The sequence below is a fragment of the Sphingobium vermicomposti genome (genome assembly GCF_011762025.1).
Taxonomy (GTDB): Bacteria; Pseudomonadota; Alphaproteobacteria; order Sphingomonadales; family Sphingomonadaceae; genus Sphingobium; species Sphingobium vermicomposti.
Map to the genome: position 1 here is coordinate 199,315 of NZ_JAASQR010000003.1, position 25,483 is coordinate 224,797.

At 62.8% G+C, this 25,483-nt stretch carries 31 protein-coding genes; 14 read left to right on the forward strand and 17 right to left on the reverse strand.

Annotated features, from left to right (window positions below):
- Positions 1-63: 63 nt before the first annotated feature.
- From FHS54_RS10565 to FHS54_RS10580, 4 genes are read right to left on the reverse strand one after another with little or no spacing between them, the layout of a single operon-like run.
- Positions 64-531, reverse strand: a complete 468-nt coding sequence (locus FHS54_RS10565) for an SRPBCC family protein (protein ID WP_167303786.1) — start codon at positions 529-531, stop codon at positions 64-66.
- On the reverse strand, positions 528-1,016 hold the full coding sequence (locus tag FHS54_RS10570; protein ID WP_167304395.1) for a VOC family protein: 489 nt from the start codon (positions 1,014-1,016) through the stop codon (positions 528-530). Before FHS54_RS10570 ends, FHS54_RS10565 begins: the two co-directional genes overlap by 4 nt.
- Before the next feature lie 11 nt (positions 1,017-1,027).
- Complete coding sequence (locus FHS54_RS10575) at positions 1,028-1,831, reverse strand: VOC family protein (protein WP_167303787.1); 804 nt, start codon at positions 1,829-1,831, stop codon at positions 1,028-1,030.
- 25 nt (positions 1,832-1,856) lie between these two features.
- Positions 1,857-2,219 carry a DUF1428 domain-containing protein gene (locus FHS54_RS10580; RefSeq protein ID WP_167304397.1) on the reverse strand — a complete coding sequence of 121 codons (363 nt, stop codon included), beginning with the start codon at positions 2,217-2,219 and terminating at the stop codon, positions 1,857-1,859.
- Between the two features lie 158 nt (positions 2,220-2,377).
- Between FHS54_RS10580 and FHS54_RS10585 the strand changes: the two genes are divergently transcribed.
- Positions 2,378-3,049, forward strand: coding sequence for a winged helix-turn-helix transcriptional regulator (locus FHS54_RS10585; RefSeq protein WP_243855732.1), 672 nt, complete (start codon positions 2,378-2,380; stop codon positions 3,047-3,049).
- Here the strand turns inward: FHS54_RS10585 and FHS54_RS10590 are convergent.
- From FHS54_RS10590 to FHS54_RS10600, 3 genes are all read right to left on the reverse strand, one after another.
- Positions 3,046-3,891 carry a hypothetical protein gene (locus FHS54_RS10590; RefSeq protein ID WP_167303788.1) on the reverse strand — a complete coding sequence of 282 codons (846 nt, stop codon included), beginning with the start codon at positions 3,889-3,891 and terminating at the stop codon, positions 3,046-3,048. The two genes, FHS54_RS10585 and FHS54_RS10590, sit on opposite strands and share 4 nt — an antisense overlap.
- A gap of 141 nt (positions 3,892-4,032) precedes the next feature.
- A complete protein-coding gene (locus FHS54_RS10595; protein WP_167303789.1) occupies positions 4,033-5,046 on the reverse strand; it encodes an NAD(P)H-dependent flavin oxidoreductase in 1,014 nt (337 codons plus the stop codon).
- A gap of 161 nt (positions 5,047-5,207) precedes the next feature.
- A complete protein-coding gene (locus tag FHS54_RS10600) occupies positions 5,208-6,473 on the reverse strand; it encodes an aspartate kinase (RefSeq protein WP_167303790.1) in 1,266 nt (421 codons plus the stop codon).
- A gap of 163 nt (positions 6,474-6,636) precedes the next feature.
- On the opposite strand from FHS54_RS10600, the gene FHS54_RS10605 reads away from it, so the two are divergent.
- Together FHS54_RS10605 and ubiG are read left to right on the forward strand one after the other, a co-directional pair.
- A complete protein-coding gene (locus FHS54_RS10605) occupies positions 6,637-6,852 on the forward strand; it encodes a hypothetical protein (RefSeq protein ID WP_243855733.1) in 216 nt (71 codons plus the stop codon).
- A gap of 37 nt (positions 6,853-6,889) precedes the next feature.
- Positions 6,890-7,627, forward strand: coding sequence for a bifunctional 2-polyprenyl-6-hydroxyphenol methylase/3-demethylubiquinol 3-O-methyltransferase UbiG (gene ubiG, locus FHS54_RS10610; RefSeq protein ID WP_167303791.1), 738 nt, complete (start codon positions 6,890-6,892; stop codon positions 7,625-7,627).
- A gap of 3 nt (positions 7,628-7,630) precedes the next feature.
- Here ubiG and FHS54_RS10615 read toward each other — a convergent pair whose 3' ends face one another.
- A complete protein-coding gene (locus tag FHS54_RS10615; RefSeq protein ID WP_167303792.1) occupies positions 7,631-8,446 on the reverse strand; it encodes an HpcH/HpaI aldolase/citrate lyase family protein in 816 nt (271 codons plus the stop codon).
- Between the two features lie 99 nt (positions 8,447-8,545).
- Between FHS54_RS10615 and FHS54_RS10620 the strand changes: the two genes are divergently transcribed.
- Positions 8,546-9,523 (forward strand): SPFH domain-containing protein, encoded by a 978-nt coding sequence (locus FHS54_RS10620; protein ID WP_167303793.1) that lies wholly within the window; start codon positions 8,546-8,548, stop codon positions 9,521-9,523.
- Complete coding sequence (locus FHS54_RS10625; RefSeq protein WP_208404921.1) at positions 9,523-9,966, forward strand: NfeD family protein; 444 nt, start codon at positions 9,523-9,525, stop codon at positions 9,964-9,966. The genes FHS54_RS10620 and FHS54_RS10625 overlap by 1 nt, the downstream gene beginning before the upstream one ends.
- Before the next feature lie 226 nt (positions 9,967-10,192).
- On the opposite strand, the gene FHS54_RS10630 is transcribed toward FHS54_RS10625, so the two are convergent.
- The 3 genes from FHS54_RS10630 to FHS54_RS10640 form a co-directional block, all read right to left on the reverse strand.
- Positions 10,193-11,008 (reverse strand): ferredoxin--NADP reductase, encoded by an 816-nt coding sequence (locus FHS54_RS10630; RefSeq protein ID WP_167303794.1) that lies wholly within the window; start codon positions 11,006-11,008, stop codon positions 10,193-10,195.
- Positions 11,009-11,194: 186 nt separating this feature from the next.
- Positions 11,195-11,512: a hypothetical protein gene (locus FHS54_RS10635; RefSeq protein ID WP_167303795.1), complete on the reverse strand. Its 318-nt coding sequence runs from the start codon at positions 11,510-11,512 to the stop codon at positions 11,195-11,197.
- A 111-nt stretch (positions 11,513-11,623) separates the two neighbouring features.
- Positions 11,624-13,219 (reverse strand): phosphoenolpyruvate carboxykinase, encoded by a 1,596-nt coding sequence (locus FHS54_RS10640; RefSeq protein ID WP_167303796.1) that lies wholly within the window; start codon positions 13,217-13,219, stop codon positions 11,624-11,626.
- 312 nt (positions 13,220-13,531) lie between these two features.
- Here FHS54_RS10640 and FHS54_RS10645 point away from each other — a divergent pair, with 312 nt between their 5' ends.
- From FHS54_RS10645 to FHS54_RS10680, 8 genes are all read left to right on the forward strand, one after another.
- Positions 13,532-14,236 (forward strand): response regulator transcription factor, encoded by a 705-nt coding sequence (locus FHS54_RS10645; protein ID WP_167303797.1) that lies wholly within the window; start codon positions 13,532-13,534, stop codon positions 14,234-14,236.
- Positions 14,205-15,800 (forward strand): sensor histidine kinase, encoded by a 1,596-nt coding sequence (locus FHS54_RS10650; protein ID WP_167303798.1) that lies wholly within the window; start codon positions 14,205-14,207, stop codon positions 15,798-15,800. Before FHS54_RS10645 ends, FHS54_RS10650 begins: the two co-directional genes overlap by 32 nt.
- A gap of 87 nt (positions 15,801-15,887) precedes the next feature.
- A complete protein-coding gene (locus FHS54_RS10655; protein ID WP_167303799.1) occupies positions 15,888-16,322 on the forward strand; it encodes an HPr kinase/phosphorylase in 435 nt (144 codons plus the stop codon).
- Positions 16,319-17,257, forward strand: a complete 939-nt coding sequence (gene rapZ, locus FHS54_RS10660) for an RNase adapter RapZ (protein WP_167303800.1) — start codon at positions 16,319-16,321, stop codon at positions 17,255-17,257. Before FHS54_RS10655 ends, rapZ begins: the two co-directional genes overlap by 4 nt.
- Before the next feature lie 22 nt (positions 17,258-17,279).
- A complete protein-coding gene (locus tag FHS54_RS10665; protein ID WP_167303801.1) occupies positions 17,280-17,684 on the forward strand; it encodes a PTS sugar transporter subunit IIA in 405 nt (134 codons plus the stop codon).
- Positions 17,681-17,953: an HPr family phosphocarrier protein gene (locus tag FHS54_RS10670; protein WP_167303802.1), complete on the forward strand. Its 273-nt coding sequence runs from the start codon at positions 17,681-17,683 to the stop codon at positions 17,951-17,953. Before FHS54_RS10665 ends, FHS54_RS10670 begins: the two co-directional genes overlap by 4 nt.
- 65 nt (positions 17,954-18,018) lie before the next feature.
- Complete coding sequence (locus FHS54_RS10675) at positions 18,019-18,819, forward strand: TrmH family RNA methyltransferase (protein WP_167303803.1); 801 nt, start codon at positions 18,019-18,021, stop codon at positions 18,817-18,819.
- 117 nt (positions 18,820-18,936) lie between these two features.
- Positions 18,937-20,211 (forward strand): MFS transporter, encoded by a 1,275-nt coding sequence (locus FHS54_RS10680; protein ID WP_167303804.1) that lies wholly within the window; start codon positions 18,937-18,939, stop codon positions 20,209-20,211.
- A 158-nt stretch (positions 20,212-20,369) separates the two neighbouring features.
- On the opposite strand, the gene rplS is transcribed toward FHS54_RS10680, so the two are convergent.
- From rplS to ffh, 6 genes are all read right to left on the reverse strand, one after another.
- Complete coding sequence (gene rplS / locus FHS54_RS10685) at positions 20,370-20,738, reverse strand: 50S ribosomal protein L19 (RefSeq protein ID WP_167303805.1); 369 nt, start codon at positions 20,736-20,738, stop codon at positions 20,370-20,372.
- Between the two features lie 5 nt (positions 20,739-20,743).
- The gene (trmD, locus tag FHS54_RS10690) at positions 20,744-21,481 is read right to left on the reverse strand and encodes a tRNA (guanosine(37)-N1)-methyltransferase TrmD (RefSeq protein ID WP_167303806.1); all 738 of its coding nucleotides are present in this window, start codon (positions 21,479-21,481) and stop codon (positions 20,744-20,746) included.
- Entirely contained in the window at positions 21,478-21,750 is a 273-nt protein-coding gene (locus tag FHS54_RS10695; protein WP_167303807.1) for a hypothetical protein, read from the reverse strand. The genes trmD and FHS54_RS10695 overlap by 4 nt, the downstream gene beginning before the upstream one ends.
- Positions 21,751-21,875: 125 nt before the next feature.
- Positions 21,876-22,355 (reverse strand): ribosome maturation factor RimM, encoded by a 480-nt coding sequence (gene rimM / locus FHS54_RS10700; protein WP_167303808.1) that lies wholly within the window; start codon positions 22,353-22,355, stop codon positions 21,876-21,878.
- A 5-nt stretch (positions 22,356-22,360) separates the two neighbouring features.
- Positions 22,361-22,831, reverse strand: coding sequence for a 30S ribosomal protein S16 (gene rpsP, locus FHS54_RS10705; protein ID WP_167303809.1), 471 nt, complete (start codon positions 22,829-22,831; stop codon positions 22,361-22,363).
- A 44-nt stretch (positions 22,832-22,875) separates the two neighbouring features.
- Positions 22,876-24,336 carry a signal recognition particle protein gene (ffh, locus tag FHS54_RS10710; RefSeq protein ID WP_167303810.1) on the reverse strand — a complete coding sequence of 487 codons (1,461 nt, stop codon included), beginning with the start codon at positions 24,334-24,336 and terminating at the stop codon, positions 22,876-22,878.
- 346 nt (positions 24,337-24,682) lie between these two features.
- On the opposite strand from ffh, the gene dapF reads away from it, so the two are divergent.
- On the forward strand, positions 24,683-25,483 hold the full coding sequence (gene dapF / locus FHS54_RS10715) for a diaminopimelate epimerase (protein WP_167303811.1): 801 nt from the start codon (positions 24,683-24,685) through the stop codon (positions 25,481-25,483).

The following is a 25,483-nucleotide window of genomic DNA, read 5'->3' on the forward strand; positions in this document are numbered from 1 at the left end:
CAAAAGGCAGAAATTGCGAAAAACCGCCCTTTCCCCTCCGTCCGCGCCACGCCGCCGCCTCGCTCATGCCGTCGCGGCGGACGTTTCGCACAGATCTTTGAACTGCTGCGCCATCTGGTCCCAGCCGGGATGGAAACCCATATCCTCATGCCGCTTGAGTGCATCCTCACTCCAATGACGCGCCGTCGCGGTAAAGCGTGTCCCTTCCCCTTCATCGGCAAAGCTCCAGATGGAGGTCAGGAACGGTTCCTGCGGTATCCAGCCGGAAGCATAGGCATCTGTCGAAACGACCCGCTCGCCCGGCACCACCTCCAGAAAAACACCCTCCATCGGCCCGGCATCTTCACCGTCCGGGCCAAACATGCGCACCGCGCTGCGACCGCCGGGGCGCAGATCTTCCTCGACCACCTCGGCTCGCCACGGCTTCGGACAAAACCATTGGTCTTTCAGGTCGGTCCACACCTTCCACACGATTTCGCGGGGGGCGGCGATGTGGCAGGTCACCGACAGTTCAAATGATGCGCCGCTCATGCTGCTTCTCCTTCATAGGCCGCCTTCATCCGGGCGAGGTCCAGCTTCTGCATCGTCATCATCACCGCCATCATCGGCTGGATGCCGGGGCCGCCCTTCCGGTGCATCTCCATCACCTCTTCGGGCACGATCTGCCACGACAGGCCATATTTGTCCTTCAGCCAACCGCATGGCCCCGGCGATCCGCCATCCGCCGTCAGCGCGTCATAATAGCGGTCCAGCTCCGCCTGATCCTTACAGGACACGGACAGCGATACCGCCTCGGTAAAGCCGAATTCAGGCCCGCCGTTCAGCCCCTGATAGCTTTGGCCGAACAGAGTGAATTCAACCAGCAACACATCTCCACCCTTGAAGGGCGAAGGAACCGGGGAGTTTTCGGGATAGCGGCTGACGGAATCCACCGACCCGCCAAAAATTGAGACATAGAAGCGCGCAGCTTCCTCGGCCTGCCCGTTGAACCACAGGCAAGGTGAAATCTTCGACATCATTCCTCTCCTTATGCTGCGGCTGAGCGCATGCCGACCAGAGCGAACATCGCGCCCTGCGGGTCGAGGCCCTGAATGATCCAGGCCCCGCCCGGCACCTCCGCCGGGCCATTCAACACCGTGCCGCCGCCAGCCTTCACCTTTTCCACGCCCGCATCAATGTCGGGCACGACAAAGTAGAACAGCCATTGCGGCACGGGCATTTGCTCGGGCTGCGGCATCACTCCACCGGCCATCTCGTTGAATTCGGTCCCGCCGGACATGGAAAATAGCTGGTAGCTGCCCATCGGCCCCATATCCATGGCCTCGCCCTTGCCCCATCCGAACTGCGACGTGTAAAAGCCAAGGTCGGCATCGAAATCGCCGCTATACAATTCATGCCAGCCCACATGACCGTTCGCCATCGGGGGCGCGGCGTCCATTCCATCAGGGCTGGACCCTTTTAGCAGCATGAATACCGCCCCACCCGGATCGCTCATCACTGCAAAGCGACCGACGCCGGGAATATCGTCCGGCGACCGTTTCACGCTGGCCCCCGCGTCGGCCAGCCGCTGCGCGTCGGCGTCGACATCGGCCGAACCGACATAGCCACCCCACCAGGGGGACATGCCGCAATCCTTCGCCTCGGCGGGAATGCGCATGATGCCCCCCATCGGCCCCGCGCTGCCGGACACGACATGATAGGGATCGTCCGTCCGCTCGCCTCCGAAAGACTGCGCCGTCCAGCCCACCACATCGCCATAAAAGGCGATCGCCGCCTCTGGATCGCTGGTCATCAGCTCATACCAGAAGAATTTACCCGTGAGATCGGTCATCGTTCCGCCTCCTCTGAAAAGAATGTCAGGCCTTTTCGTCGAGTACCGCTACAAAGCCGCCATAGATCATCCGCGCGCCTGAAAAGGGTATTTCCACCCCATCCTGATGCTGCATGCGGGGATCGTTCATCACCTTTTCCTGCCCCGCGTCGCGGGTCGCCTTGTCGGGCCATTCGATCCAGGAAAAGACGACTTCCTCGTCACCCTCCGCGATGACAGCGGTGTGGAAATCGTTGACCTTCCCACGCGGAACGTCATCGGCCCAACATTCGACCATGCGCAGCGCGCCATGCTCCAGAAAGACCGGGGCGGCTAAAGCGGCCATTTCCTTATACTCCTGCCTCTTCCCCTTGGGCACGGGCACCACGAAACCGTCTATATAGCTCATCATGTCTCTCCTCTTTTCAAGGGCGATTCAAAGCCGTCATCTTCAGCCGATGGGCCGCCAGGGTCTGCCTCGCAGACCGACTCATGACTTGCACTTTTTGAACTCATAAATTATCTTATGCAACCTATAAGTTATAAAAGATAACTAAGGACGCGAAATTGAAGAAGCGGGCTTATCTCGATGGTTGCGCGACCGCTCATGCGCTGGATCTTATCGGCGACCGTTGGGCGATGCCGATCATGCGGGAATTGATGCTGGGACCAAAGCGCTTCACCGATCTGCGCGCCAGCCTGCCCGGAATCAGCGCCAATGTGCTGACGCAAAGGCTGGAACAGCTGGAAGCGGCCAGCGTTCTCATCCGCCGCCGCTTGCCGCCGCCCGCCGCCAGCCAGATTTATGAGCTGACCGAATGGGGCCGCGAGTCGGAAATCCTGTTTCAGGTTCTGGGGCGCTGGGCGTGCCGATCCCCCACGATGCAGGCAGGCCAGCCGATGAGCAACGTGTCGGTGATATTGTCCATGCGCACGATGATCGACCGCAGCCGCATCGGCGACCTCAACGCCACAATAGGTCTACGCTTCGGTGAAGAGGAATTTCGCGCCATTCTGCGGGATGGCGACTTCACTGTGGATCGCGCGCCGGCGGATGGCGCGGACGTGCTGATCAGCGGCGACCCGAATGCGCTTGTGGCGGTCGCCTATGGTGGCGCAGCTTTTGATGATGTGGCGGGCGCGCTTCAGATCGTCGGCGACCGCGCGCTGGCGGAACGCTTCGTTCGCATGTTCCCCCTGCCCGCAAAGGCTCCGGCGACCTGTACTCCCGTTCCCTAGCGGGGTGCCGAAGGCGTGATCGGGAAAGTCGGCACGTTCACGCGCGGAGCCGACGTCGCGCCGGGCAGGAGCGCCTGGCCGCTTTCCTCACGCAATTGGGGCAGCGCAGGCGCATTTGCGGGCGGAACGAACCCGGCGCTGATTTCCTTGGGCGGCAGGGGTGGTGGCGGCAGCGGCGTCGGCGATACGACCACGCTCACGGTGCCACCAAAACGGGACTGCCATTCAGCCAGCCGCCGCAGATAATCGGCATAAGCCTCGTAAAATTCCTGAAACGGTTGCTCAAGCGCAGTCAGCGCTTCGGGGGCATAGGCCAGCAGCTGGCCCGACGGCGTCGCAAGCACCTTGGCCCCGACCTCGATCGCGGCCTTGCAAAAGGTCGGCTGAACCGGCGGCAGTGAGAAGAAATTATAGACGACGGTATTCAGCAACTCGCGGGACTGAAGCCCGCCGCGCCCATAGGCCGCCGTATAGTTGCGGTCGACCGCGGCATTGGCTTCACGCAGCGCGTCCTTATGGACATGCAGCATCCGGTTATATTGCGTCTTCGCCGGTTCATTGCCGCCACGACAGGACAGGGCGGCGACGTTCAGCGCCATGCGCACATGCCACAAAGCGGTGTTGGCGGTGACGCCGCGATTGGGCGTCAGATATTTGCCCCCGTCATCGACATCGGGGATGCTCATTTCTTCCACCGCACCCATTGGCGGCATCGGCTTGATCGTCGGCACGACCGGCGGTGGCGGAGTGGGCGCTCGGGGCGTCGAGCATCCGGCGACCAGCGCCAGTGCAGCGATGGAGGATATTGTCCAGACGCGACATGAAACAGTACGCAGCGGCACCCTATTCCCCTAAAGCTAAAGCACAAAAGATCTTCACTCGCGGAAAACTCATGGCAAAGCCGGGCGTTCCTGGCGATGATCGTCCGGTTCGGTTCATCCGCAAATGGATTCGGCTCGTCCGATTCAGGGGACGATCCAGCCTCAGGCGCTACGACGTTCCAACGCAACCACGGCTTCGGCCATCAGCTGCGCGATAATGTCAGCGACAGGCTCTTCCTTCGTCACCATGCCGACCGACTGGCCCGCCATCAGTGATCCGCCTTCGACATCGCCGTCGATCACCGCACGGCGCAGCGCACCCGCCCAATAATGTTCGATCTGCAACTGCGCTTCGCCCATGTCGACAACACCGCTGTCCAGCAGGTTTGCAACTTCGCGCTGCTTGGCGGTGAAGGCTTCGGTCCCTTCATTCTTGAGCGCCCGAACCGGGATGACCGGCAGGCGCGGGTCAATCTGGACGCTGGAGATCGCATCACGGGCGGAAGCGCGGAAGAAGGATTTCTTGAAATTGGGATGCGCGATGCTTTCAGCCGCGCAGGCAAAGCGCGTGCCCAGCTGCACGCCAGCCGCGCCCATTTCCAGATAGCCCGCGATCAATTCGCCACGGCCAATGCCACCCGCGACGAAGACCGGAAGCTGCGCCGCCATTTCCGGCAGGATTTCCTGCGCCAGCACGCTGGTGGATACCGGGCCGATATGGCCGCCCGCTTCCATGCCCTCGATCACCAGCGCATCCACACCCGACCGCGTCAGCTTCTTCGCCAGGCTCAGCGCCGGGGCAAAGCAGATCAGCTTCGCGCCCATCGCCTTGATCGCATCGATGCTGCCCTTGGGCGGCAGGCCACCGGCCAGCACGACATGGCCGACTTCATGGCGGGCGCACACCTCGATCAGGTCGAACAGCTGCGGGTGCATGGTGATCAGGTTGACGCCAAAGGGCTTGTTCGTCAGCGCCTTGGTGCCCAGGATTTCCTTGTCCAGCAGTTCCGGCGTCATCGCACCGCAGGCGATCACCCCGAACCCGCCAGCGTTGGATATGGCCGCGACCAGATTGCGTTCCGACACCCAGCTCATCGCCCCGCACATGATGGCGACATCGCACCCCAGAAATTCGGTGCCGCGAGCCATCAGGGAAGTGAGTTTGGCGTTGGTCATCAGTCCATCCATCGAATCAAATAGCCCCTCCCGCAGGCGGGAGGGGTTGGGGTGGGCAGGCGCGCCAGCGCCCGTTCCAAACTATCCGTGTAGGGCAGAGGCTCGCTAACGCTCGCCCCCTCCCCTAACCCCTCCCGCTTGCGGGAGGGGGATTGTTTTTGTCAAGCGACCGGCGCGTCCAGCCCATAGGCCGTGTGCAACACGCGCACCGCCAGCTCTGTCTCATCCTCGTCGATCAACACCGACACCTTGATCTCGCTGGTCGATATGGCGAGGATATTGATCCCGCGATCGGCCAGGCTCTGGAACATGGTCGACGCAACGCCCGCATGGCTCTTCATGCCAACGCCGACGACCGACACCTTCGCAACCTTCGTATCGGGGATCACGCGGTTAAAGCCGATGACCTCTTTCTGGCTTTCCAGCACGTCAAGCGCGCGCGCCAGGTCAGCGCCCGGCACGGTGAAGGTCACATCGGTCTCACCCTTGTCGCGGCCAACATTCTGGATGATCATATCGACGTTGATCGCCGCATCGGCCAGCGGCGCGAAGATGTGCGCCACCGCGCCGGGACGATCCGGCACGCGGGTCAGGGTGATCTTCGCCTCATTCTTGTCATGGGCGATGCCGGTGATGAGCTGACGTTCCATCTTGTCTTCCTTGAGCTTGGCTTCCAGTTCCTCTTCGCTGACGATCAGCGTGCCGGGGAGGTCTTCCTGGGTGGGATCATCGAAGGAGGAAAGCACCTGCACGACCACGCCTTCCTTCATGGCAAGGCCGACGGATCGGGTCTGGAGCACCTTGGCCCCGACTGAAGCCAGCTCCAGCATCTCCTCATAGGTGACGAGGTCCAGCTTGCGCGCACGCGCCACGATGCGGGGATCGGTCGTGTAGACGCCGTCGACATCGGTGTAGATGTCGCAACGGTCGGCCTTCAGCGCCGCCGCCACCGCGACCGCCGACGTGTCCGACCCGCCACGACCCAGGGTCGAAATGCGCCCATCTTCCATCATGCCCTGAAAACCGGGGATCACCGCCACGGTGCCGCCGCGCATCGACGACAGCAGGTCGGTCGTGTCAATCTCACCAATGCGCGCCTTGGCATGGGCTTCGTTGGTGCGGATCGGCAATTGCCAGCCCAGCCAGCTGCGCGCATCCACGCCCATCGCCTTCAGCGTCATGGCCAGCAGGCCGCTCGTCACCTGCTCTCCGCTGGCAACGACAACGTCATATTCCGCCGGATCGTACAGCGGTGAGGCTTCCTTACAGAAACCCACCAGCCGGTCCGTATCGCCCGCCATGGCCGAAACCACGACGGCGACTTCATTGCCCTGCTCCACGACATGTTTCACACGCGCGGCAACATTGCGAATTCGCTCCATCCCCGCCATGGAGGTGCCGCCGAATTTCATCACGATGCGCGCCATTGCCTGTCGAACCCGCCTGCTGATTGTAAAGAATATGTCGCCCAAAGGGGCAAAACGGCGCTCCTATTAGCAGTAAAGGCGAATATGGCAAGCAAGCCCTATGGACTGGGGGGAACTCCGATGCCTGCCGCACATTCCTTCCCGATCAGCTATGGAGGATGGGATGGAAGCGATCCTTTGGGCATTCGTCACAATCGGCGGCCCGATCTTGCTCGGCGCAGTGCTACTCTTCGTGATCATCAGCAATCGCAGGCACCACAGCCCGGAAGAAATAGCCCGCACCGAAGCCGCCACGCGGGAACTGCATCACCAGATGGATGCCGAGGACAAGGCGCTGAACGGCGAAGGTCCGCCGTTGCGGCCTGACACCCGCAAATAACGTGGCGCGGCGTTACGGATATTGGTAGCAAAGGCGCATGGCGAACATGGCTAATGCGACGATAGACCCGCGCGAGGCAGCGCATTTCGGTGCGATGGCGGCGGACTGGTGGGACCCCAACGGCAGCAGCGCAATGCTGCACAAGCTTAATCCGGTGCGGCTCCGCTACATTCGGCAAGCCATTGGCTGGCACTGGCATATGGACGAAAGCGGCTTTCATCCGCTGCTGGGCAAGCGCGCGCTGGACGTTGGCTGCGGCGCAGGCCTGCTGACCGAACCGCTCGCCCGGCTGGGGGCCGCCGTCACCGCGCTCGACGCGGCGGAGGAGAATATCGCCGTCGCCCGTCATCATGCTGAAAAGCAGGGCCTTGCGATCGATTACCGAGCGACCCCGGTCGAACAGCTGGACGCGGGCGAGTTCGACCTCATCACATCCATGGAAGTGGTGGAACATGTGGCGGACCCAGCCGCATTCGCAGCGGCATTGGCGCAGCGGCTTTCGCGCGAAGGGCTACTCATCATGTCCACGCCCAACCGGACCCCGCTGTCCCGCCTGGCCATGATCACGGTGGGCGAATCCATCGGCGGCATTCCCAAGGGGACGCACGACTGGAAGCGCTTCCTGACACCAGATGAACTGAGCAAATTGTTGGTCGATGCGGGGCTGGAAGTCACCGACGTCACCGGCCTGTCCTTCGACCCCCGCTATGGCTTCACCCTGTCGCCCAACAAGGCGATCAACTATCTGCTGACCGCCCGGCATCCACAGGTCTGATCTTCAACCGCCCACCGCTTCGGCCCGGACGATCAGCGCCCTCGCTTCTTCAACGTGCATCGATTCGATCATGCGCCCTTCAAACCGTTCCGCCCCGCCGGTCGCCGCGTCGATCAACCGGCGCGCGTCGGCAACCGCCTGTGGGTCTGGACCAAATACCTGATTGGCGACCTGCACCTGGCTGGGATGGATCAGCGTCTTGCCGTCAAAGCCCAACGCATGTCCGGCGGCGCATTCTGCCTCGAACCCGGCTTCATCATCCAGCCGGTTGAACACGCCGTCGAACACCGCAACCTTGTGCGCGCGAGCGCTCAGGATCACCGACTGCATCGCAAAGGACAGCCCTTCCCGCCCGGCCGACGGAGGAATACCCAAATCCTGCCGCAGGTCATTGGTGCCCAGGAATATCCCCGTCGTCCCTTCCGCCGATGCAATGGAGGACGCGGCCAGCACCCCGACCGCGCTTTCGATCATGGCGATGACGGGCTTCTGGCAGACGCTGAACACATCCCTTACCTGCCGGACGCATTCCACCTTTGGCAGGACGACATAATCCGCACCCGACCGCTTGATCGCGACCATTTCGGCGCCGTGCCACGGCGTTCCTTCGACATTGATGCGGATCGCCGACAGGCAACGCCCGAATCCTTCGTCCACGGCCTTGATCGCATTGGCCAACGCTTCTTCCTTGCGATCCTTTGGGACAGCATCCTCCAGGTCCAGCATCACCATGTCGCACGGCAGGGTGCGCGCCTTGGCGATGGCGCGCAGGTTCGACGCGGGCAAATAAAGCAGCGAACGGGCATGGCGCAGCAGCATGGTCAGTCTCCTGTTGCGGTCGCAACGACCTTGTAACCTTTGCCTTTTCCCCACGGCGATTTCACGTCATAGTCAAGCGCTTCTTGGGGGGATGGAAAGATGCTGACGACATTCGCGCTGACGGTGACTCTACTCGTGCTGTTCTATCTGGCGGTGAGCGTCAAGGTGGTGCGCCAGGGCTATCAATATACCATAGAACGCTTTGGCCGTTTCACCGAAGTGGCCCGGCCCGGCCTCAATTTCTATCCCGCCTTCTTCTATGCCGTGGGTCGCAAGATCAACATGATGGAACAGGTGGTCGACATTCCGGGGCAGGAAATCATCACCAAGGACAATGCCATGGTGTCGGTCGACGGCGTGGTGTTCTTCCAGGTTCTGGACGCGGCCAAGGCGGCCTATGAAGTGTCGGAACTCTATGTCGCCATCATGCAGCTCGCCACGACCAACCTGCGCACCGTCATGGGCTCGATGGACCTCGACGAAACCCTGTCAAAGCGCGACGAAATCAACGCACGCCTGCTGTCGGTGGTGGACCACGCCACCAACGCCTGGGGGATCAAGATCACCCGCGTCGAACTAAAGGACATCCGTCCGCCCGCCGACATCGTGAACGCCATGGGCCGTCAGATGAAGGCCGAACGTGAAAAGCGCGCGCTGATCCTGGAATCGGAAGGCCTGCGGGCGTCGGAAATCCTGAAGGCCGAAGGCCAGAAGCAGAGCCAGATCCTGGAAGCCGAAGGCCGCCGCGAAGCCGCCTTCCGCGACGCCGAAGCCCGCGAGCGTGAAGCAGAGGCGGAAGCCAAGGCAACGCAAATGGTGTCCGACGCCATAGCCAGCGGCAATGCGCAGGCAATCAACTATTTCATCGCGCAAAAATATGTCGAAGCGGTAAGCCAGTTCGCCACCTCCCCCAATGCCAAGACGATCCTCTTCCCGGTCGAAGCAACCCAGCTCATCGGCACGCTGGGCGGCATCGGCGCGCTGGCAAAGGAAGCGCTGGGCGGTGACGGCGCGCCAACCCCACCCACCCCACCTGCCGCGCCGCGCCGTGGCCCCTTTGATCGGGGTCAGGCGTGATGGACTGGCTCGGCATGCTGGACGATCATTGGGGCTGGCTGGTCTTCGCCGCCCTGCTCGGCGTCGCTGAAGTGATGATCCCCGGCGTGTTCCTGATCTGGGTCGCGCTGGCGGCGGCGGTGACAGGGCTGATCGCGCTAGCAGTGCCCCTGTCCGTCCCGGTGCAATTCCTGATCTTCGCAGGGCTGTGCCTCATCGCCGTCTGGGGCGGAAGGCGCTGGTATGCCGCCAATCCCGTGAATTCGCAGGACCCGCTGCTAAATGACCGCACCGCCCGCCTGATCGGCGAGGTGATCACCGTGGTGGAAGCAATCGACAATGGCCGGGGACGAGTGAAGGTGGGCGACAGCGTCTGGTCCTGCCGAGGCCCCGACGCCCCAGCGGGAAGCCGGGTACGCGTCATCGGAGCCGACGCGTCAGTGCTACAGGTGGAATTGGCCTAAGATCATTCCCCTCCCGCAGGCGGGAGGGGCCGGGGGTGGGCCAGCGCAACATTGGCAATGGTCTTCAAAGGCCAAGTCTGAAGCTCGCTTCGCTCGCCCCCACCCCTAACCCCTCCGGTCTACGGGAGGGGAATATCTCGGAGTGATCCTCAGCCGACGCGCCCCCAGGACAAAAAAAGGGCCAGCGTCACCGCCAGCCCCTCTTTTCCAGCACTCCCCGCGCCGATCAGCCGACGAAGGCACGCTCGATCACATAAGCACCCGGCGCGGCATTGGAGCCTTCGGCAAAGCCCTGCTCCTCGAAGAACGCGCCGAACTGCTTGATCATCTCCATGCTGCCGCACATCATGATCCGGTCGGTTTCCGGGTTGAACCGGGCCTCCCCCGGAATGCCTTCGAACAGCGTGCCATCCTCAACCAGCTTGTCGATGCGCACATTGTTGCGGAACGGCTCGCGAGTGACGGTCGGGACATAGTGGAACTGCGTGGCCGCCTGTTCAGACACCAGCGGATCTTCGGCCAGCTTGCCCGTCAACTCGTCGTGGAAGGCAAGGTCGCTGACGCGGCGCACCGAATGCACAGCGACAACCTGCTCGTAAAATTCATAGACGTCGGGGTCACGCGCCAGGCTGAGGAAGGGAGCAAGGCCGGTCCCGGTCGACAGCATGAACAACCGCTTGCCCGGCAGCAGCGCGTCGGTCACCAGCGTGCCAGTCGGCTTGCGGCCCAGATAAATCTGGTCACCCGGCTCGATCAGCTGCAGCTTCGACGTCAGCGGCCCGTCCTGAACCTTGATCGACAGAAATTCCAGCTCTTCATCCCAGGCGGGGCTGGCGACCGAATAGGCGCGCAGCAGCGGCTTGCCATTGTCGCCCTGCAGCCCGATCATCACGAATTCGCCCGAACGGAAGCGAAAGCTTGCCGGGCGGCTGATGCGGAAGCTGAACAGATGCTCGTTCCAATGGCGGACCGACAGCACGGTCTCCACGCTCAGGGCGCCGGTCGGCTCCAGCACCGGCTTTTCGATCGTCACGTCGCTCAAAACCTTTTCTCCTGCCAAATCCAACCCGCCAACGCCCCTTATTGCCGGGCGCTAGTTGCGTGGCTTTCGCAATAAGTGATGGCGGCCGAATGCCTCCTTGGCTCCACGAAGGCAAGGTGAAAAAACTTGTGCGTTCGATAGCTGATGATCTTCAGCGCGGCTGGTCGATCAGCCTGCGGGGGGAGATCAGCCGAACAAACCCTTCGCCAGCCGGCTGAGTTCGTTGAGCGGATTGCCGTCGCCATCACGGTCGAACAGGCCGCCAATCTTGCCCATGATCGCCTCTGGCCCACCGAAATGGGCGAACAGCGATTGCAGCCGATCAGCCGAAACGCCATGTTCCGCAGCGGTCGCGGCAAGAGCGGTGATGTCGGTTTCGCCCGACGCGATCCTGCCGCCGATCTCAGCCATAAGGGCCTGCATCTGCTCAGGCGTCACGCCCAACTGTCCGGCCACCGCCTCCAGCCCGCCAGCACTGTTCAAAAGATCGTCAAACATGGCCATCCACCAAATCCCTCAATTTCCCATAACATAGCACCGGTAAAGGGAGACCGGAAGGAAAAGAGCCGGCGGGCATGTCCCACCGGCTCTTCACTGTTCACCATCATTAACTCATCAGGCGGCGGTCAGCGCGGCCTCCCGAACGGACGCATCGACATGCCCCTCAAACTGGGCGAAATTGTCGACGAACTGCTTCACCAGCTTGCTCGCGGTCTCGTCATAAGCGGCTTGATCCGCCCAGGTCGCCCGCGGGTCGAGGATGATCGAATCCACGCCGGGCACCGCGACCGGCACCTGGAAACCGAAATTCGGATCGGTCCTGAACTCGGCATCATGAAGGCTGCCGTCCAGCGCCGCGTTCAGCAGCGCGCGCGTCACCTTGATCGGCATGCGCTTGCCCACGCCATATTTGCCGCCGGTCCAGCCGGTATTGACCAGCCAGCAAGTGACGCCGCCCTTGTTGATCCGGTCCTTGAGCAGATTGCCATAGACCGAAGGATGACGCGGCATGAACGGCGCGCCAAAGCAGGTGGAGAAGGTCGCCGATGGTTCGGTGACACCGATTTCCGTGCCCGCAACCCGCGCGGTATAACCGGACAGGAAATGATACATGGCCTGATCGGGCGTCAGCCGGGCAATCGGCGGCAACACGCCATAGGCATCCGCCGTCAGGAAGATGATATTCTTGGGCACCGGCCCCAGATTCTTTTCGGACGCATTTGGGATGAAGTCGATCGGATAGGAACCACGGCTGTTTTCGGCCAGGCTATTATCGTCCAGGTCGATTTCGCGCGTGTCCTCATCGATCACGACATTTTCCAGCACCGTGCCGAATCGCTTGGTCGTGGCAAAGATCTCCGGTTCGGCCTCGGCCGACAAGTTGATCATCTTGGCATAGCAGCCGCCTTCGAAGTTGAAGACCGCCGTGTCCGACCATCCATGCTCGTCATCGCCGATCAGGGTGCGGCTGGCGTCCGCCGACAGGGTCGTCTTGCCCGTGCCCGACAGGCCAAAAAAGACCGCCGTATCGCCATTGGGTCCAATATTGGCCGAACAGTGCATCGGCATCACGCCCTTGGCAGGCAGCAGGTAGTTCAGGATGCCGAAAACGGACTTCTTCATCTCGCCAGCATAACGGGTGCCGCCGATCAGGATCAGCTTTTCGGTGAAGTTGACCGCGATCACCGTTTCGCTGCGCGTGCCATGCCGCGCCGGGTCCGCCTGGAAAGTCGGCAGGTCGATGATCGTATATTCGGGGGCAAAGCCCGCCAGCTCGTCCGCGCCGGGCCGCACCAGCAATGTGCGGATGAACAGATTGTGCCAGGCCAGTTCGTTGATGACGCGGACATTGACGCGATGTTCAGGCTGCGATCCGCCGAACAGGTCGGCTACGTACAGCTTGTCCTTTTCACCCAGCGCCTTGAAAAAATCGGCCTTCAGCGCGGCGAAATGTTCCGGCGTCATGGGGACATTGGTCTTGCCCCACCACACAGTGGCTTCGGTTTGCGCATCCTTGACGATGAACTTGTCGTTGGCCGAACGGCCCGTATGCTTGCCGGTCTTGACGACCAGCGGGCCGTCCTTCGACAAAATGCCTTCGCGATTGGCGATCGCGGCTTCAACCAACGGCGCGGTGCCCAGATTCCAGAACTGCACGGCATTGGTGGTAATGCCCTGGTGATCCAGGGTGGTAGAGGATTTGGCCTGCACGCCTTAACTCCTGATGTCAAAACTTCGGATCGCCAATGTTAGCTATCAGCGACCGATCCGCCCCTAAAGCGCCACGATCCGTAAGGAGCGGCGGCATTTGCTGCAGACGGTTCGCGGCATAGCCCTAATGCGGCCCGACCGTCAAACCCCTCAAGACCGTCATTCGTCCCGATCCTGGCTGCTCATGGCGCATAAGTCATGACCTACCCCTTTCTTGCGAGTGAGCCGGGCATCGTCTAACGCTGGGCATGACGCGGGGAAGCGGGCCTATCCGGCCTGCCGGGATGACAGGCACAATCATTGGGACCAAGCATGAATGCAACCATCGCCCTTGTGGATGATGACAAGAATATCCTGACTTCCGTGTCCATCGCGTTACAGACCGAAGGGTTTATGACGCGCCTTTATTCCGACCCGGAAGCGGCCCTGAAGGCGCTGGTGGAAAATCCGGCGGACCTTGCCGTGTTCGACATCAAGATGCCGGGCATGGACGGGCTGGAACTGCTGCGGCGCTTACGCGAAAAAAGCCAGATGCCCGTCATTTTCCTGACGTCCAAGGCGGATGAGCTGGACGAAGCGCTGGGCCTTGCCATGGGCGCGGACGATTATATCTCCAAACCCTTTTCACAACGCCTGCTGATCGCGCGTATCCGGGCCATTCTGCGACGGGCGGAGGTCAGCCGTGCGTCCGAATCCGCGGACGAGCCGGTGTCGGAACCGATCGTGCGCGGCCGGTTGGAAATGGACCCGGCCCGGCATCGGGTGAAGTGGCTGGGGCAGGATGTGACGCTGACCGTCACCGAATTTCTTATCCTCGAAACGCTGGCCACCCGGCCCGGCGTGGTCAAGAACCGCAACCAGTTGATGGATGCCGCCTACCAGGATGACGTCTATGTCGACGACCGGACCATCGACAGCCACATCAAGCGGCTCCGCCGCAAATTCCGTGAGGCCGATCCCGAATTCAATGCAATCGACACACTCTATGGCGCCGGATACCGTTTCTCAGAAGAATGACGGCGGGGGCGACGGGTTGCGCTGGTCCGGGCGGATCAGCCTCACCCCGCGCATCCTGGCCGTCAACGTCTTTGCCCTGGCATTGCTGGCGGGCGGATTTTTCTATCTGGACAGCTATCGCACCCGGATCGTCGACTCCCGCCTTGAACAGTCCGCGCGCGAACTCAAACTGCTTGCTCTGGGCATCGAAAATGCTCCGGCAGACCGGCAGAATGCCCTGATCGCCGCCTATGCGCGCCAGACGTCGGATCGCGTCCGCCGCTATGGCCCCGACGGCGCCCTGATCGCCGACAGCTTCACCATGGATGCGCCGCGCTATCGCCTGCGCCTGCCAGCCGAAGAGGCATGGAAACGCCATGTCGCGCGCTTCCTCGACCGGGTCGTGGACCGGGTAGTATCAGCCGACCGCCCCCCCAGTTTCGAAGAACCGGCAGTAGATCGCGCCGACGCCTGGCCCGAACTGTTGCTGGCGCGCAAGACGGGCAAGCCCCAGGCGATGAACCGCTATGCGCCCGACCGCACGCTCATGATTTCAGCGGCGGCAGGGGTGAAGGACGGCAGCACCCTGCTTGCCACCGAAAATGCGCGCGACATCACCCGCATCGTCCGGGCCGAACGTCTGCGGCTGGGCATCGTGATCGCCGCCGCCGTACTGGCATCCGTGCTGCTGTCACTCTTCCTGGCGCGCACCATCGTCCAGCCGCTTCAACGCCTGGCCCGCGCCGCCGTGCGCGTCAGGCTGGGCCGCGCGCGCGAAGTGACGGTGCCGCGCCTGCCCGAGCGCCGCGACGAAATCGGCATGCTGGCGCGTGCCTTGTCGGACATGAGCCATGCGCTGCGTCAACGCATCGACGCGACCGACGCCTTCGCCGCCGATGTCAGCCATGAGCTGAAAAATCCCATCGCGTCGCTTCGGTCCGCGCTGGATGCGCTGGATCGCGTCGATCGGCCAGACCTGCGCGAACAGTTGATGGCAATCGCGCAGGACGATGTGCGCCGCCTCGACCGGCTGGTCACCGACATTGCCGAGGCGTCGCGGATCGACGCCCTATTGTCCCGCACCCGGTTCGAACCGATCGACCTTGGCCTGCTGATCGAACGCATGGTCGTCGCCCGTGAAGCGCGCGGCGTGCCACGGGGCATCCGCCTGGCCTTCGCCCGACCGCGCAAGGACGTCGCCGTCGTGCTGGGCGAAGAACAGCGGCTGATGCGCGTGCTCGACAACCTGATCGACAATGCCATCTCCTTTTCGCCCGACGGCGGGCTGGTCCAGATCGTGGCGACCGTGGCGGACCATGAGGTGCTGGTCAGCGTGGAGGATGAAGGCCCCGGCGTGCCGGAGGATCAACGGGAACATGTGTTCCGCCGCTTCCACAGCGTTCGACCGGAAAGCGAAGCCTTCGGCAGGCATTCGGGCCTCGGCCTCGCCATCGCCCGCTCCATCGTGGAAGGGCATCAGGGCAAGATCGGCATCGCCGACCGGACGGACAATCAAAGCGGCGCCTGCTTCATCCTGCGGCTGCCCATGGGCGTGGAACGCGATCCGGGCATTGTATCGGAATAGGACAGGGTGCAGGGTCGGGACGGCTTACCCTTTTCCATCAAAACGATTCCCACCACCGCCAACAGGGTCTATGAAGGGATGAGCGATATGGCGCGGCAACACTCATCCGAAACCCTGCACGCAACCAGCGTAGCCATTGGCGGACGCGCCGTGCTGCTGTCCGGCCCCAGCGGGGCGGGCAAATCCGACCTCGGCCTGCGCCTCATCGACCGGGGCGCTACTTTGATCAGCGACGATTATACCGTGGTCAAATGGGTCGATGGGCGGCTGGAAGCCACTGCGCCTGAAACCATCACCGGCATGATGGAAGTGCGCGGCCTGGGCGTCGTCGACATGCCCCGTGTCGATTTTGCGCGCGTCGCCCTGATCGTCGATCTTTGCAAAGAGATAGACCGCATGCCCGCCGACCCGGAAATGCGGTCGGTCGCTGGCGGCGATGTCCCCGTGGTCAGGCTGGCCGCGTTTGAAGCCTCCGCGCCGATCAAGGTCGAACTGGCGCTCAAGACCATAGGGCTCACATGAACGCGCCGACGCCCAAGACCATCCTGCTGGTGTCCGGCCTGTCCGGCGCGGGCAAGACGACCGCGCTCAAGACGCTGGAGGATATGGGCTGGGAAGTGGTCGACAACCTGCCCCTGCTGCTGCTGGAACGGCTGCTCGACACCCCCGTCCCCGCCGGGCATGAGGAACTGGACGACCGGCCACTCGCCATCGGCATCGACGCGCGCACGCGCGGGTTCAACGCCAACGCCATCGTGCAACGAATCAAGGCGCTGCGGACCCGGCACGGCCACGACATCGAAACGCTGTTCCTCGACTGTTCGGACATGGAACTGGAACGCCGCTTTGCAGAAACGCGCCGCCGCCATCCGCTCGCGTCTGACCGGCCCGCAGCGCACGGGCTCGCGCGCGAACGGGAACTGACCGAACCGATCCGCCGCTGGGCCACCCATGTCATCGACACGACCAGCCTCAGCAGCAACGGGTTGCAGCAGGAAATCCGCAACCGCTTTTCCCGCGAAGGCCTGTCGGCCCCGGTCCTGACGATCCTGTCCTTCGGCTTTTCGCGCGGCGTGCCCCTCAATGCCGACCTGATGTTCGATATGCGCTTCCTGCGTAATCCGCATTGGGACGACGAATTGCGCCCCCGCACCGGGCTGGACCCGGACGTGTCGGCCTATATCGCGGAAGATCCGGCCTATGAAGAATCGGTCCGCCGTATCGAGGAACTGTTGGCGATGCTCCTGCCGCGCTATGCGGACAGCGGAAAAAGCTACGTCACGGTCGCTTTTGGCTGCACCGGCGGGCGGCACCGTTCCGTGCATGTTGCCGAACGCGTCGCCAAATACTTGCAACAGGCGGGCTTTTCGCCCACGGTCTCGCACCGCAATATGGAATCAGCGCCCCAGGATGCCCTGGAGAAGCGCCGACCGGGAGGCCCGAAAGCTCAATCATGAAACAGGTGGGCCGCGTAAGTAGATGATTGGACTTGTACTCGTCACCCATGGAGAGTTGGCGACGGAATTCGTCGTCGCGATGGAACATGTGGTCGGTCCGCAACAGCAGATCGCGACCATCTGCATCGGCCCGGAAGATGACATGGAAGTGCGCCGCGCCGACATCGCGGCAGCGGTCGACCGCGTCAACGATGGATCGGGCGTCATCCTGCTCACCGACCTGTTCGGCGGCACGCCGTCCAACCTCGCCATATCGCTGCTGAAGGCTGGCGAGATCGAGGTGATCGCGGGCATCAATCTGCCCATGCTCATCCGTCTGGAAAGCGCGCGCAAGGTCATGGACGTGCGCCAGGCCGTCGCCGCTGCGCGCGAGGCGGGGCAGAAATATATCAGCGTCGCATCGGAATTGTTGGGCAGCACTACATGAGCGAAATCAGCAGGGAAGTCCTGATCAGCAACAAGCGAGGCCTCCACGCCCGCGCCAGCGCCAAATTCGTCACCCTCGCCAGCGGCCTGCCCGCCCAGATCACCGTCCGCAAGGATGGCAGCGAAGTGACCGGCACGTCGATCATGGGCCTGATGATGCTGGGCGCGGCGCTCGGCGATTCGATCATCATCAGCGCAGCCGGCCCCGATGCGGAAGATTCGCTCGGCAAGCTGGTGACTTTGGTCGAACAGAAATTCGGCGAAGAATAGCTCTTCCTCGCTCCGTCGCGGCCCGATAGAGAGGCCGCCTCGTCCCCAGGAGGAAAGCAGGCGCAGTGGCACGCGAAATCACCGGATTTTCCAACCCGCTGGTGAAGCGTGTCCGGTCCTTGCGGGAAAAGAAATTCCGTAAGGCCGAAGGACTCTTCCTGGCCGAAGGACTCCGCATCCTCACCGAAGCACGCGAGGAAGGCGTGCTGCCCGAAATGCTCTTCCACGCCGGGTCGACCCATCCCCTCGCCATTGATCTGATCGCCGCGATGGAAGCGGCAGGCGGCGACGTTATCGAAACCACGCCGGACATTCTCTCCAAGATCTCCGGCAAGGATAATGCCCAGGCAGTGGTCGGCGTTTACCGCGACCGCCTGACCCCGCTGGCGAAGCTCGACCGGAGCAAGGCCGACATCTGGATCGTCGCCCAGTCGCTGCGCGATCCCGGCAACCTTGGCACCATATTGCGCACCGGCGACGCGGTGGGCGCTGGCGGCCTCATCCTCATCGACGATTGCGTCGACCCCTTCTCCGTCGAATCCGTCCGCGCCAGCATGGGCGCGCTCTTCACCCAGTCCATCACCCAGGCGCGCTGGGGCGAATTCATGCACTGGCTGCGGCAGGGTCCGGGCGAACTGATCGGCACCAGCCTGAACGCGACCCAGGACTATCAGGAACCGCGCTACGCCAGCCCCTCCTTCCTCCTCGTCGGCAATGAAGCGCAGGGCCTGCCCGAATCCTATGAAGCGGAGTGCGACCAGCTGGTGAAGATGCCGATGCTGGGCAAGGCCGACAGCCTCAACGCCGCCGTAGCCTGCGCCGTGATGGCCTATGAACTGCTCAACCAGAAACGCGCACAACGATAGATCGAAGCGAACCACCCCACCACCGTTCGGGCTGAGCCTGTCGAAGCCCTTTCTTCCTGAGAAGAACCACGTTGGAGGCAGAGTGGCCTAGTAAATTACGGGGGAATAAGAGGGATCATGGCCAACGAAGGAATAGGCGCAATGCTGCGCCACAGGCGCGTGCTGGCGGCCAGCCTGATCGGCACGGCGGTCGAGTTCTACGACTTCTACATCTACGCCACCGCCGCCAGCCTGGTGTTCGGCCCCCTCTTCTTCCCCGCATCATCGCCCTCGGCCCAGTTGATGGCCGCCTATGGCAGCCTCGCCCTCGCCTTCTTCGCGCGGCCATTGGGCGCAGCCGTATTCGGCCATTATGGCGACCGCATCGGGCGCAAGGCGACGCTGGTCACCTCGCTCATGCTGATGGGGGGCTGCACGCTCGCCATCGGGTTCCTGCCGACCTATCAGTCGATCGGCTGGTGGGCGCCGCTGATCCTGTGCGTCCTGCGCTTTGGCCAGGGCCTTGGCCTGGGCGGTGAATGGGGCGGCGCGGCACTGCTGGCGGTGGAAAATGCCCCTCCGGGATGGCGCGCCCGCTTCGGCATGTTCCCGCAGCTTGGCGCGCCGGTCGGCTTCATCGCCGCCAACGGCCTGTTCCTCATCCTGGGCATGTTCCTCACCGACGAAGACTTCTTCGCCTGGGGCTGGCGCCTCCCCTTCCTGGGCAGCGCCGTGCTGGTGTTCCTGGGCCTATGGGTGCGCCTCAAACTCACTGAAACCCCCGAATTCGCCGCTGCCCAGGCCGAAGCACCGCCGCCCGCGCTACCGCTGGCGACGCTGCTGTCGCAACATCTGGGCGCGGCAGTGGCAGGCACCTTCGCCGTCGTCGCCTGTTTCGCGGTCTATTATATCGCCACCGCCTTCGCGCTTGGCTACGGCACCACGACCATCAAGATCGATCGGGAAGTCTTCCTGGCGATTCAGTTGGGCGCGATCCTGTTCATGGGCGTCAGCATCGTCATCGCCGGCTGGTGGGCAGACAAGACCAGCCCCACTCGCGTGCTGGTCGCGGGCTGCATCGGCACCGTCTTTATGGGCATCATCTTCGGCCCCGCCATAGGCACCGGGGAATTGCTGCCGATCTTCCTGATCCTCAGCCTCGCGCTATTCCTGATGGGCTTCGTCTATGGGCCGCTTGGGGCGTATCTCCCCCACCTCTTCCCGGTCCAGCTACGCTATACGGGCGCATCCTTCTCGTTCAACCTTGGCGGTATCATCGGCGGCGCACTGGCCCCGATCGTCGCCACATGGTTGATCCAGGTTCAGGGCGTAGGCCTGGTCGGGCTCTACATGTCGATCGCCGCCGCGATCAGCTTGGTCGGACTATGGTTCACGAGCCGTCAACCCGCCTAGCAAAATAGCTCCCCTCCCTTCAGGGAGGGGTCGGGGGAGGGCCTGTCACTGCCACCGCCGAACATCCCCTCCCGCACATGGGAGGGGGACAGACACAAAAAAGGCGGCGCTCCATCGGAACGCCGCCCTTTTTCTCAGCTGTCAAACCGCGAGGAAAATCAATCCTCGGTGCGGACGTCGCGGCGCTCGGCGATGCGAGCGCGCTTGCCGGTGCGGCCACGCAGATAATAGAGCTTCGCACGACGCACGACGCCACGACGGACGACCGTGATCGAATCGAGGTTCGGCGAATAAAGCGGGAAGACGCGCTCGACACCTTCGCCGAACGAAATCTTGCGCACGGTGAAGTTGCTGCCCATGCCCTTGTTCGAGCGGGCGATGCAGACGCCTTCATAATTCTGGACGCGGCTACGTTCGCCTTCGATGACCTTCACGCCGACGCGCAGCGTGTCACCGGGACGGAAATCGGGAATATCCTTGGCGAGAGCCGCGATGTTTTCGGCCTCGATCTGCTGGATCAAGTTCATTTAACTCAGTCCTTACTTTCGCGTTGCGCACCAGAGGGCGACTGGTCCCGAACGCCGATATGACGTTCCCAAAGGTCCGGCCGCCTTAGCCGTGTGTCGTCTTCCGCCCTTTGTTTCCGCCAGGCGGCGATTTTCGCATGATCCCCCGATCGCAACACTTCAGGGATCGCGCGCCCTTCCCACAAAGCGGGTCGGGTATAGTGCGGATATTCGAGAAGGCCGCTTTCGAAGCTCTCGTCATCCCCACTGGAAGCCGCGCCCATTACTCCGGGAAGCAGCCGAATGCAAGCGTCCAGCAGCATCAGCGCGCCCATCTCTCCACCGGAAAGGATGATGTCGCCCATGCTGATCTGCTCGACCGGGCGAGCGTCGAAAATACGCTCGTCAAAACCTTCGAAGCGGCCGCACAATATCGTTGCGCCCGGCCCCGCAGCCAGCTCCCGCACGCGCCCCTGCGTGATCGGCGCACCGCGCGGCGTCATGGCGATGACCGGTAGGTCGGGCCGCTTGTCCAGCGCATGGTCGATGGCAAGCCCGACTATGTCCGCGCGCAACACCATGCCCGCGCCGCCGCCCGCCGGCGTATCATCGACCGTCCGATGCTTGTCCGTGGCAAAATCGCGAATATGGATGGGATCGCAGGCCCATTTCCCCTCGGCCATCGCTCGGCCCGCCAGCGATACGCCCAGCGGCCCCGGAAACATCTCCGGGTAGAGCGTCAATATCTGCGCCTGAAAACTCATGCCCTGCGCGCCTTGAGCCAGGCACCCACCATGCCGCCCATCAGCGACAGTCCCCCGCCGCCCGCCAGCGCCAAACCAATGGCGCGCAGCATGTCGGCAAAGGGGCGTTCCGGGTTCATCAGTCCAGGCAGCAGGAACAGCATGGGAAGGGGCATGACCAGTAGCACCGCCGCAGCCATCTTCATCGCGCGTGTCCAACCCATGGTGAACAACCGCCAGCCCGCGGCGACCATCAACAGCAGATAAAGGGCGATAAGGATGTTCGGCATGTCTCTCGCACGTTCAAATCAAAACGCCACGTGCTCCTGCGAAGGCAGGAGTCCAGTTCGGACGGCAGGTCTGGGTTCCTGCCTGCGCAGGAACACGGCAACTTAATTTTCCTGCCGACCGAAATTCAGATCGCGAACGCCGCCTCAATCACGGCTTTCTCATCCGCGATCGTCACTGCATGCATCGGCGCCATGAATCGTTTGCCGTTAGCGCGCTCTACCTCGATAATATCGCCAGCGCCAAAATTCTCGACCGCGACGATATTGCCGAGCCCCTCGCCCTCGCTCGAAAAGCAGGGCAGACCGACCAGATCGGTATAATAATATTCGCCCTCCTCCAACGGAGGCAGGGCAGAACGGGCAACTGTCAATTCCGTGCCACGCAGGGCTTCCGCCTGGCTACGGTCACCGATTTCGGTGAAGCGCGCGACCGCCCCGTTAGGACCGGGGCGTATCGACTGCAAAGTCAGCATACGCCCCGCCGTGTCGAAGCTCTTATAGGATTTGAGAGCGTCCACCCCCGCCCCGAAGAGCTTCAGACGGACCTCGCCCGCCACCCCATGCGCGCCGATGATGACGGCGAGAGTAACGGGCTTGTCCGTCATTGGCCTCAGCCTTCAGCCTGCTCTTCAGCAGCAGCAGCTTCGGGCGCAGCTTCCTCGGCAGCCGGCGCTTCTTCAACCGCCGGAGCAGCGGCGGCTTCAGCGGCAGCAACCTTCGCGGCCTCAGCAGCTTCGGCGGCTTCAGCAGCCTTGGTCGCGCGGTCTTCGGCGCGATCCTTGGCCTTCTGGCCCGGCTCAGCCTTGTTCGGGTTGTTGCGGGCAGCGCGCTCCTTCACGCCAGCGGCGTCGAGGAAGCGAGCAACGCGGTCGGTCGGCTGCGCACCAGCGGCAAGCCAGTGCTTCGCGCGCTCTGCGTCCAGAATGACGCGCTTTTCGTCACCCTTGGGCAGGACGGGGTTGTAGCTGCCGATGCGCTCGATGAACTTGCCGTCACGCGGCGCGCGGCTGTCGGCCACAACGATGCGATAATAGGGGCGCTTCTTGGAACCACCGCGCGAAAGACGAATGGACGTTGCCATGGATATTTTGACCTTTCTGACTTAAACTAATCTATTGAAAATGCTTATTTCTTCATGAAATTCTGAAAACCGGGCGGCAGGTTCGGCATGTTGCCGCCACCCAATCCGCCAAGCCCACCCAGATCGGGAGCACCGCCAGCGCCCCCCATCAACTTGTCCATCCCGCCGCCGGTGAACATCTTGGCCAGCCCTTTCAGGCCGCCCATCTTGCGAATCTTCTTCATCGCGCTTTCCATCTCCTGATGCATTTTCAGGAGCTTGTTGACGTCCTGCACAGTCCTGCCCGCACCTTTGGCGATGCGGATCTTGCGCTTGGCGTTGATCAGGGCGGGGCGCTCCCGCTCCTTGGGCGTCATGGACCCGATCATCGCATCGAGATGAACCAAAGTCTTGTCGTTGGCACCGCTGTTCGCCATCGCCGCCTGCGCTTTCTTAAGGCCCGGCAACATGCCTGCCAGCGCGCCCAGGCCACCCATGCGGCGCATCTGGTTCAGCTGGCTGCGCAGGTCGTTCATGTCGAACTGACCCTTGGCCATCTTCTTGGCCAGCTTGTCGGCTTCCTCGGCGTCGATGCTCTCGGCGGCCTTTTCGACCAGCGATACGACATCGCCCATGCCCAATATGCGCTGCGCCACGCGCTGCGGATGGAACGGCTCGATCGCATCGAGCTTCTCGCCGGTGCCCGCAAACTTGATCGGACGGCCAGTCACCGCCCGCATCGACAGCGCCGCACCGCCGCGCGCATCGCCATCCATGCGGGTCAACACCACACCGGTCAGCGGCACCTGAGCGGTAAAGCTGCTCGCGACGTTCACCGCGTCCTGGCCGGTCAGCGAATCGACCACCAGCAGAATTTCCGCCGGGTTAGAGACTTCGGCGACCGCCTTCATCTCGTCCATCAACGCCTGATCGACGTGCAAGCGGCCCGCCGTATCCAGCATCACCACGTCAAAGCCCTGCAGCTTCGCCGCCTGCAATGCGCGCTTCGCAATCTCAACCGGTTGCTGCCCCGGCACGATCGGCAGTGTCGCCACATCGGTCTGGGTGCCCAGCACCGCCAACTGCTCCTGCGCTGCCGGGCGCTGGACGTCGAGCGACGCCATCAGCACCTTCTTGCGCTCTTTTTCCTTCAGCCGCTTGGCGATCTTGGCAGTCGAAGTCGTCTTGCCCGACCCCTGCAGGCCGACCATCATGATGACGGCGGGCGGGGACACGTCGATCAGCAGGTCGGACGTTTCCGACCCCAGCACAGCGGTCAGCGCATCGCTGACAATCTTCACGACCTGCTGACCCGGCGTCACCGACCGCAGGACATTGTGACCAACCGCCTGTTCAGTCACGTCATCGACGAACTGCCGAACGACCGGAAGCGCCACGTCCGCTTCGAGCAGAGCGATTCGCACCTCGCGCATCGCGGCGCGGACATCGTCCTCCGTCAGCGCACCGCGCCCACGAAGCTTGTCGAATACCCCGCCTAAACGATCGCTCAGCGAATCGAACATCATCACCTCAATTGGGCCAAAAGCCCGGAAAACTGCGCCTACCCCGCCAAACGACGAAATCGCCGGCGGGCGAAACATCGCCGGCCAGCGTCCATCCGGTGCCCCATTTGGGCACCATGGATTTGTCAGAATATCAGACAGCGAGCCGCCTGATTGCGATGTGGCCCTTAGCGGAACGGCGGGAGGGATGCAACGATAGTCGGCACACACCACCGCCGTTCGGGCTGAGCCTGTCGAAGCCCTTCCCTTCTCTTCAAAAAGAGAGCCCTTCGACACGCCCAGGGCGAGCGGGGGAGGTGAACGGCAACGTCTGGCCTTTTCCCCCCACACACCTTACATGCGCGGCCATATGGGCCGATTTTCAAAGATGCACGGGCTGGGCAACGACTTCGTCGTCATCGACGCGCGGACAAGCGCGGTCGAAATGACGGCGGCGCGCGCGCAAGCCATATCCGACCGCCACGCCGGTATCGGCTGCGACCAGCTGATCCTGATCGGCCCGTCAGACCGCGCCGACGTATCGATGCGCATATTCAATAGCGACGGCAGCGAAGTGGAGGCATGCGGCAACGCCACCCGCTGCGTCCCCCTGTTCGTAGGGCGCGACGTGTTGATCGAAACCAAGGCAGGCCTGCTGGATGCAAAAGCCGTCGATGGCGGCGCCAGCGTCGACATGGGCGCGCCCCGGCTCGACTGGGACGCCATACCCCTCGCCTATGCCATGGACACGCTGGCCATGCCGGTCAGTTGGGAAGCCCTCCCCACCCCGGCCGCCGTCAATGTCGGCAACCCACACGTCATCTTCTTCTGTGACGATCTGAACGGTGTGAACTTTGAACATCTGGGGCCGCTTATCGAGACGGATCCGCTCTTCCCCGCCCGCGTCAATGTCAACTTCGCGCAGACTATCGGCGACAACCATATCCGCCTGGTCGTCTGGGAACGCGGCGCTGGCCTGACCCGTGCCTGCGGGACCGGAGCCTGCGCCACAGCCGTCGCAGCAGTCCGGCGCAAGCTCGTCAGCGGCCCCACCAAAGTTTCCCTGCCCGGCGGCGACCTCATCATCGACTGGCAACCCGGCGGGCACATAATGATGACCGGCCCTGCCACCCACGTCTTTGACGGCGAGGCTGACTGGGCGCGCTTCTAA

Coding starts and splice junctions, on each gene's coding strand:
- FHS54_RS10565 (WP_167303786.1), bottom strand. CDS start 531: ATGAGCGGCGCATCATTTGAACTGTCGGTGACCTGCCACATCGCCGCC.
- FHS54_RS10570 (WP_167304395.1), bottom strand. CDS start 1,016: ATGTCGAAGATTTCACCTTGCCTGTGGTTCAACGGGCAGGCCGAGGAA.
- FHS54_RS10575 (WP_167303787.1), bottom strand. CDS start 1,831: ATGACCGATCTCACGGGTAAATTCTTCTGGTATGAGCTGATGACCAGC.
- FHS54_RS10580 (WP_167304397.1), bottom strand. CDS start 2,219: ATGAGCTATATAGACGGTTTCGTGGTGCCCGTGCCCAAGGGGAAGAGG.
- FHS54_RS10595 (WP_167303789.1), bottom strand. CDS start 5,046: ATGACCAACGCCAAACTCACTTCCCTGATGGCTCGCGGCACCGAATTT.
- FHS54_RS10600 (WP_167303790.1), bottom strand. CDS start 6,473: ATGGCGCGCATCGTGATGAAATTCGGCGGCACCTCCATGGCGGGGATG.
- FHS54_RS10605 (WP_243855733.1), top strand. CDS start 6,637: ATGGAAGCGATCCTTTGGGCATTCGTCACAATCGGCGGCCCGATCTTG.
- ubiG (WP_167303791.1), top strand. CDS start 6,890: ATGGCGAACATGGCTAATGCGACGATAGACCCGCGCGAGGCAGCGCAT.
- FHS54_RS10615 (WP_167303792.1), bottom strand. CDS start 8,446: ATGCTGCTGCGCCATGCCCGTTCGCTGCTTTATTTGCCCGCGTCGAAC.
- FHS54_RS10620 (WP_167303793.1), top strand. CDS start 8,546: ATGCTGACGACATTCGCGCTGACGGTGACTCTACTCGTGCTGTTCTAT.
- FHS54_RS10625 (WP_208404921.1), top strand. CDS start 9,523: ATGGACTGGCTCGGCATGCTGGACGATCATTGGGGCTGGCTGGTCTTC.
- FHS54_RS10635 (WP_167303795.1), bottom strand. CDS start 11,512: ATGGCCATGTTTGACGATCTTTTGAACAGTGCTGGCGGGCTGGAGGCG.
- FHS54_RS10645 (WP_167303797.1), top strand. CDS start 13,532: ATGAATGCAACCATCGCCCTTGTGGATGATGACAAGAATATCCTGACT.
- FHS54_RS10650 (WP_167303798.1), top strand. CDS start 14,205: ATGGCGCCGGATACCGTTTCTCAGAAGAATGACGGCGGGGGCGACGGG.
- FHS54_RS10655 (WP_167303799.1), top strand. CDS start 15,888: ATGGCGCGGCAACACTCATCCGAAACCCTGCACGCAACCAGCGTAGCC.
- rapZ (WP_167303800.1), top strand. CDS start 16,319: ATGAACGCGCCGACGCCCAAGACCATCCTGCTGGTGTCCGGCCTGTCC.
- FHS54_RS10665 (WP_167303801.1), top strand. CDS start 17,280: ATGATTGGACTTGTACTCGTCACCCATGGAGAGTTGGCGACGGAATTC.
- FHS54_RS10670 (WP_167303802.1), top strand. CDS start 17,681: ATGAGCGAAATCAGCAGGGAAGTCCTGATCAGCAACAAGCGAGGCCTC.
- FHS54_RS10680 (WP_167303804.1), top strand. CDS start 18,937: ATGGCCAACGAAGGAATAGGCGCAATGCTGCGCCACAGGCGCGTGCTG.
- rplS (WP_167303805.1), bottom strand. CDS start 20,738: ATGAACTTGATCCAGCAGATCGAGGCCGAAAACATCGCGGCTCTCGCC.
- trmD (WP_167303806.1), bottom strand. CDS start 21,481: ATGAGTTTTCAGGCGCAGATATTGACGCTCTACCCGGAGATGTTTCCG.
- FHS54_RS10695 (WP_167303807.1), bottom strand. CDS start 21,750: ATGCCGAACATCCTTATCGCCCTTTATCTGCTGTTGATGGTCGCCGCG.
- rimM (WP_167303808.1), bottom strand. CDS start 22,355: ATGACGGACAAGCCCGTTACTCTCGCCGTCATCATCGGCGCGCATGGG.
- rpsP (WP_167303809.1), bottom strand. CDS start 22,831: ATGGCAACGTCCATTCGTCTTTCGCGCGGTGGTTCCAAGAAGCGCCCC.
- ffh (WP_167303810.1), bottom strand. CDS start 24,336: ATGATGTTCGATTCGCTGAGCGATCGTTTAGGCGGGGTATTCGACAAG.
- dapF (WP_167303811.1), top strand. CDS start 24,683: ATGGGCCGATTTTCAAAGATGCACGGGCTGGGCAACGACTTCGTCGTC.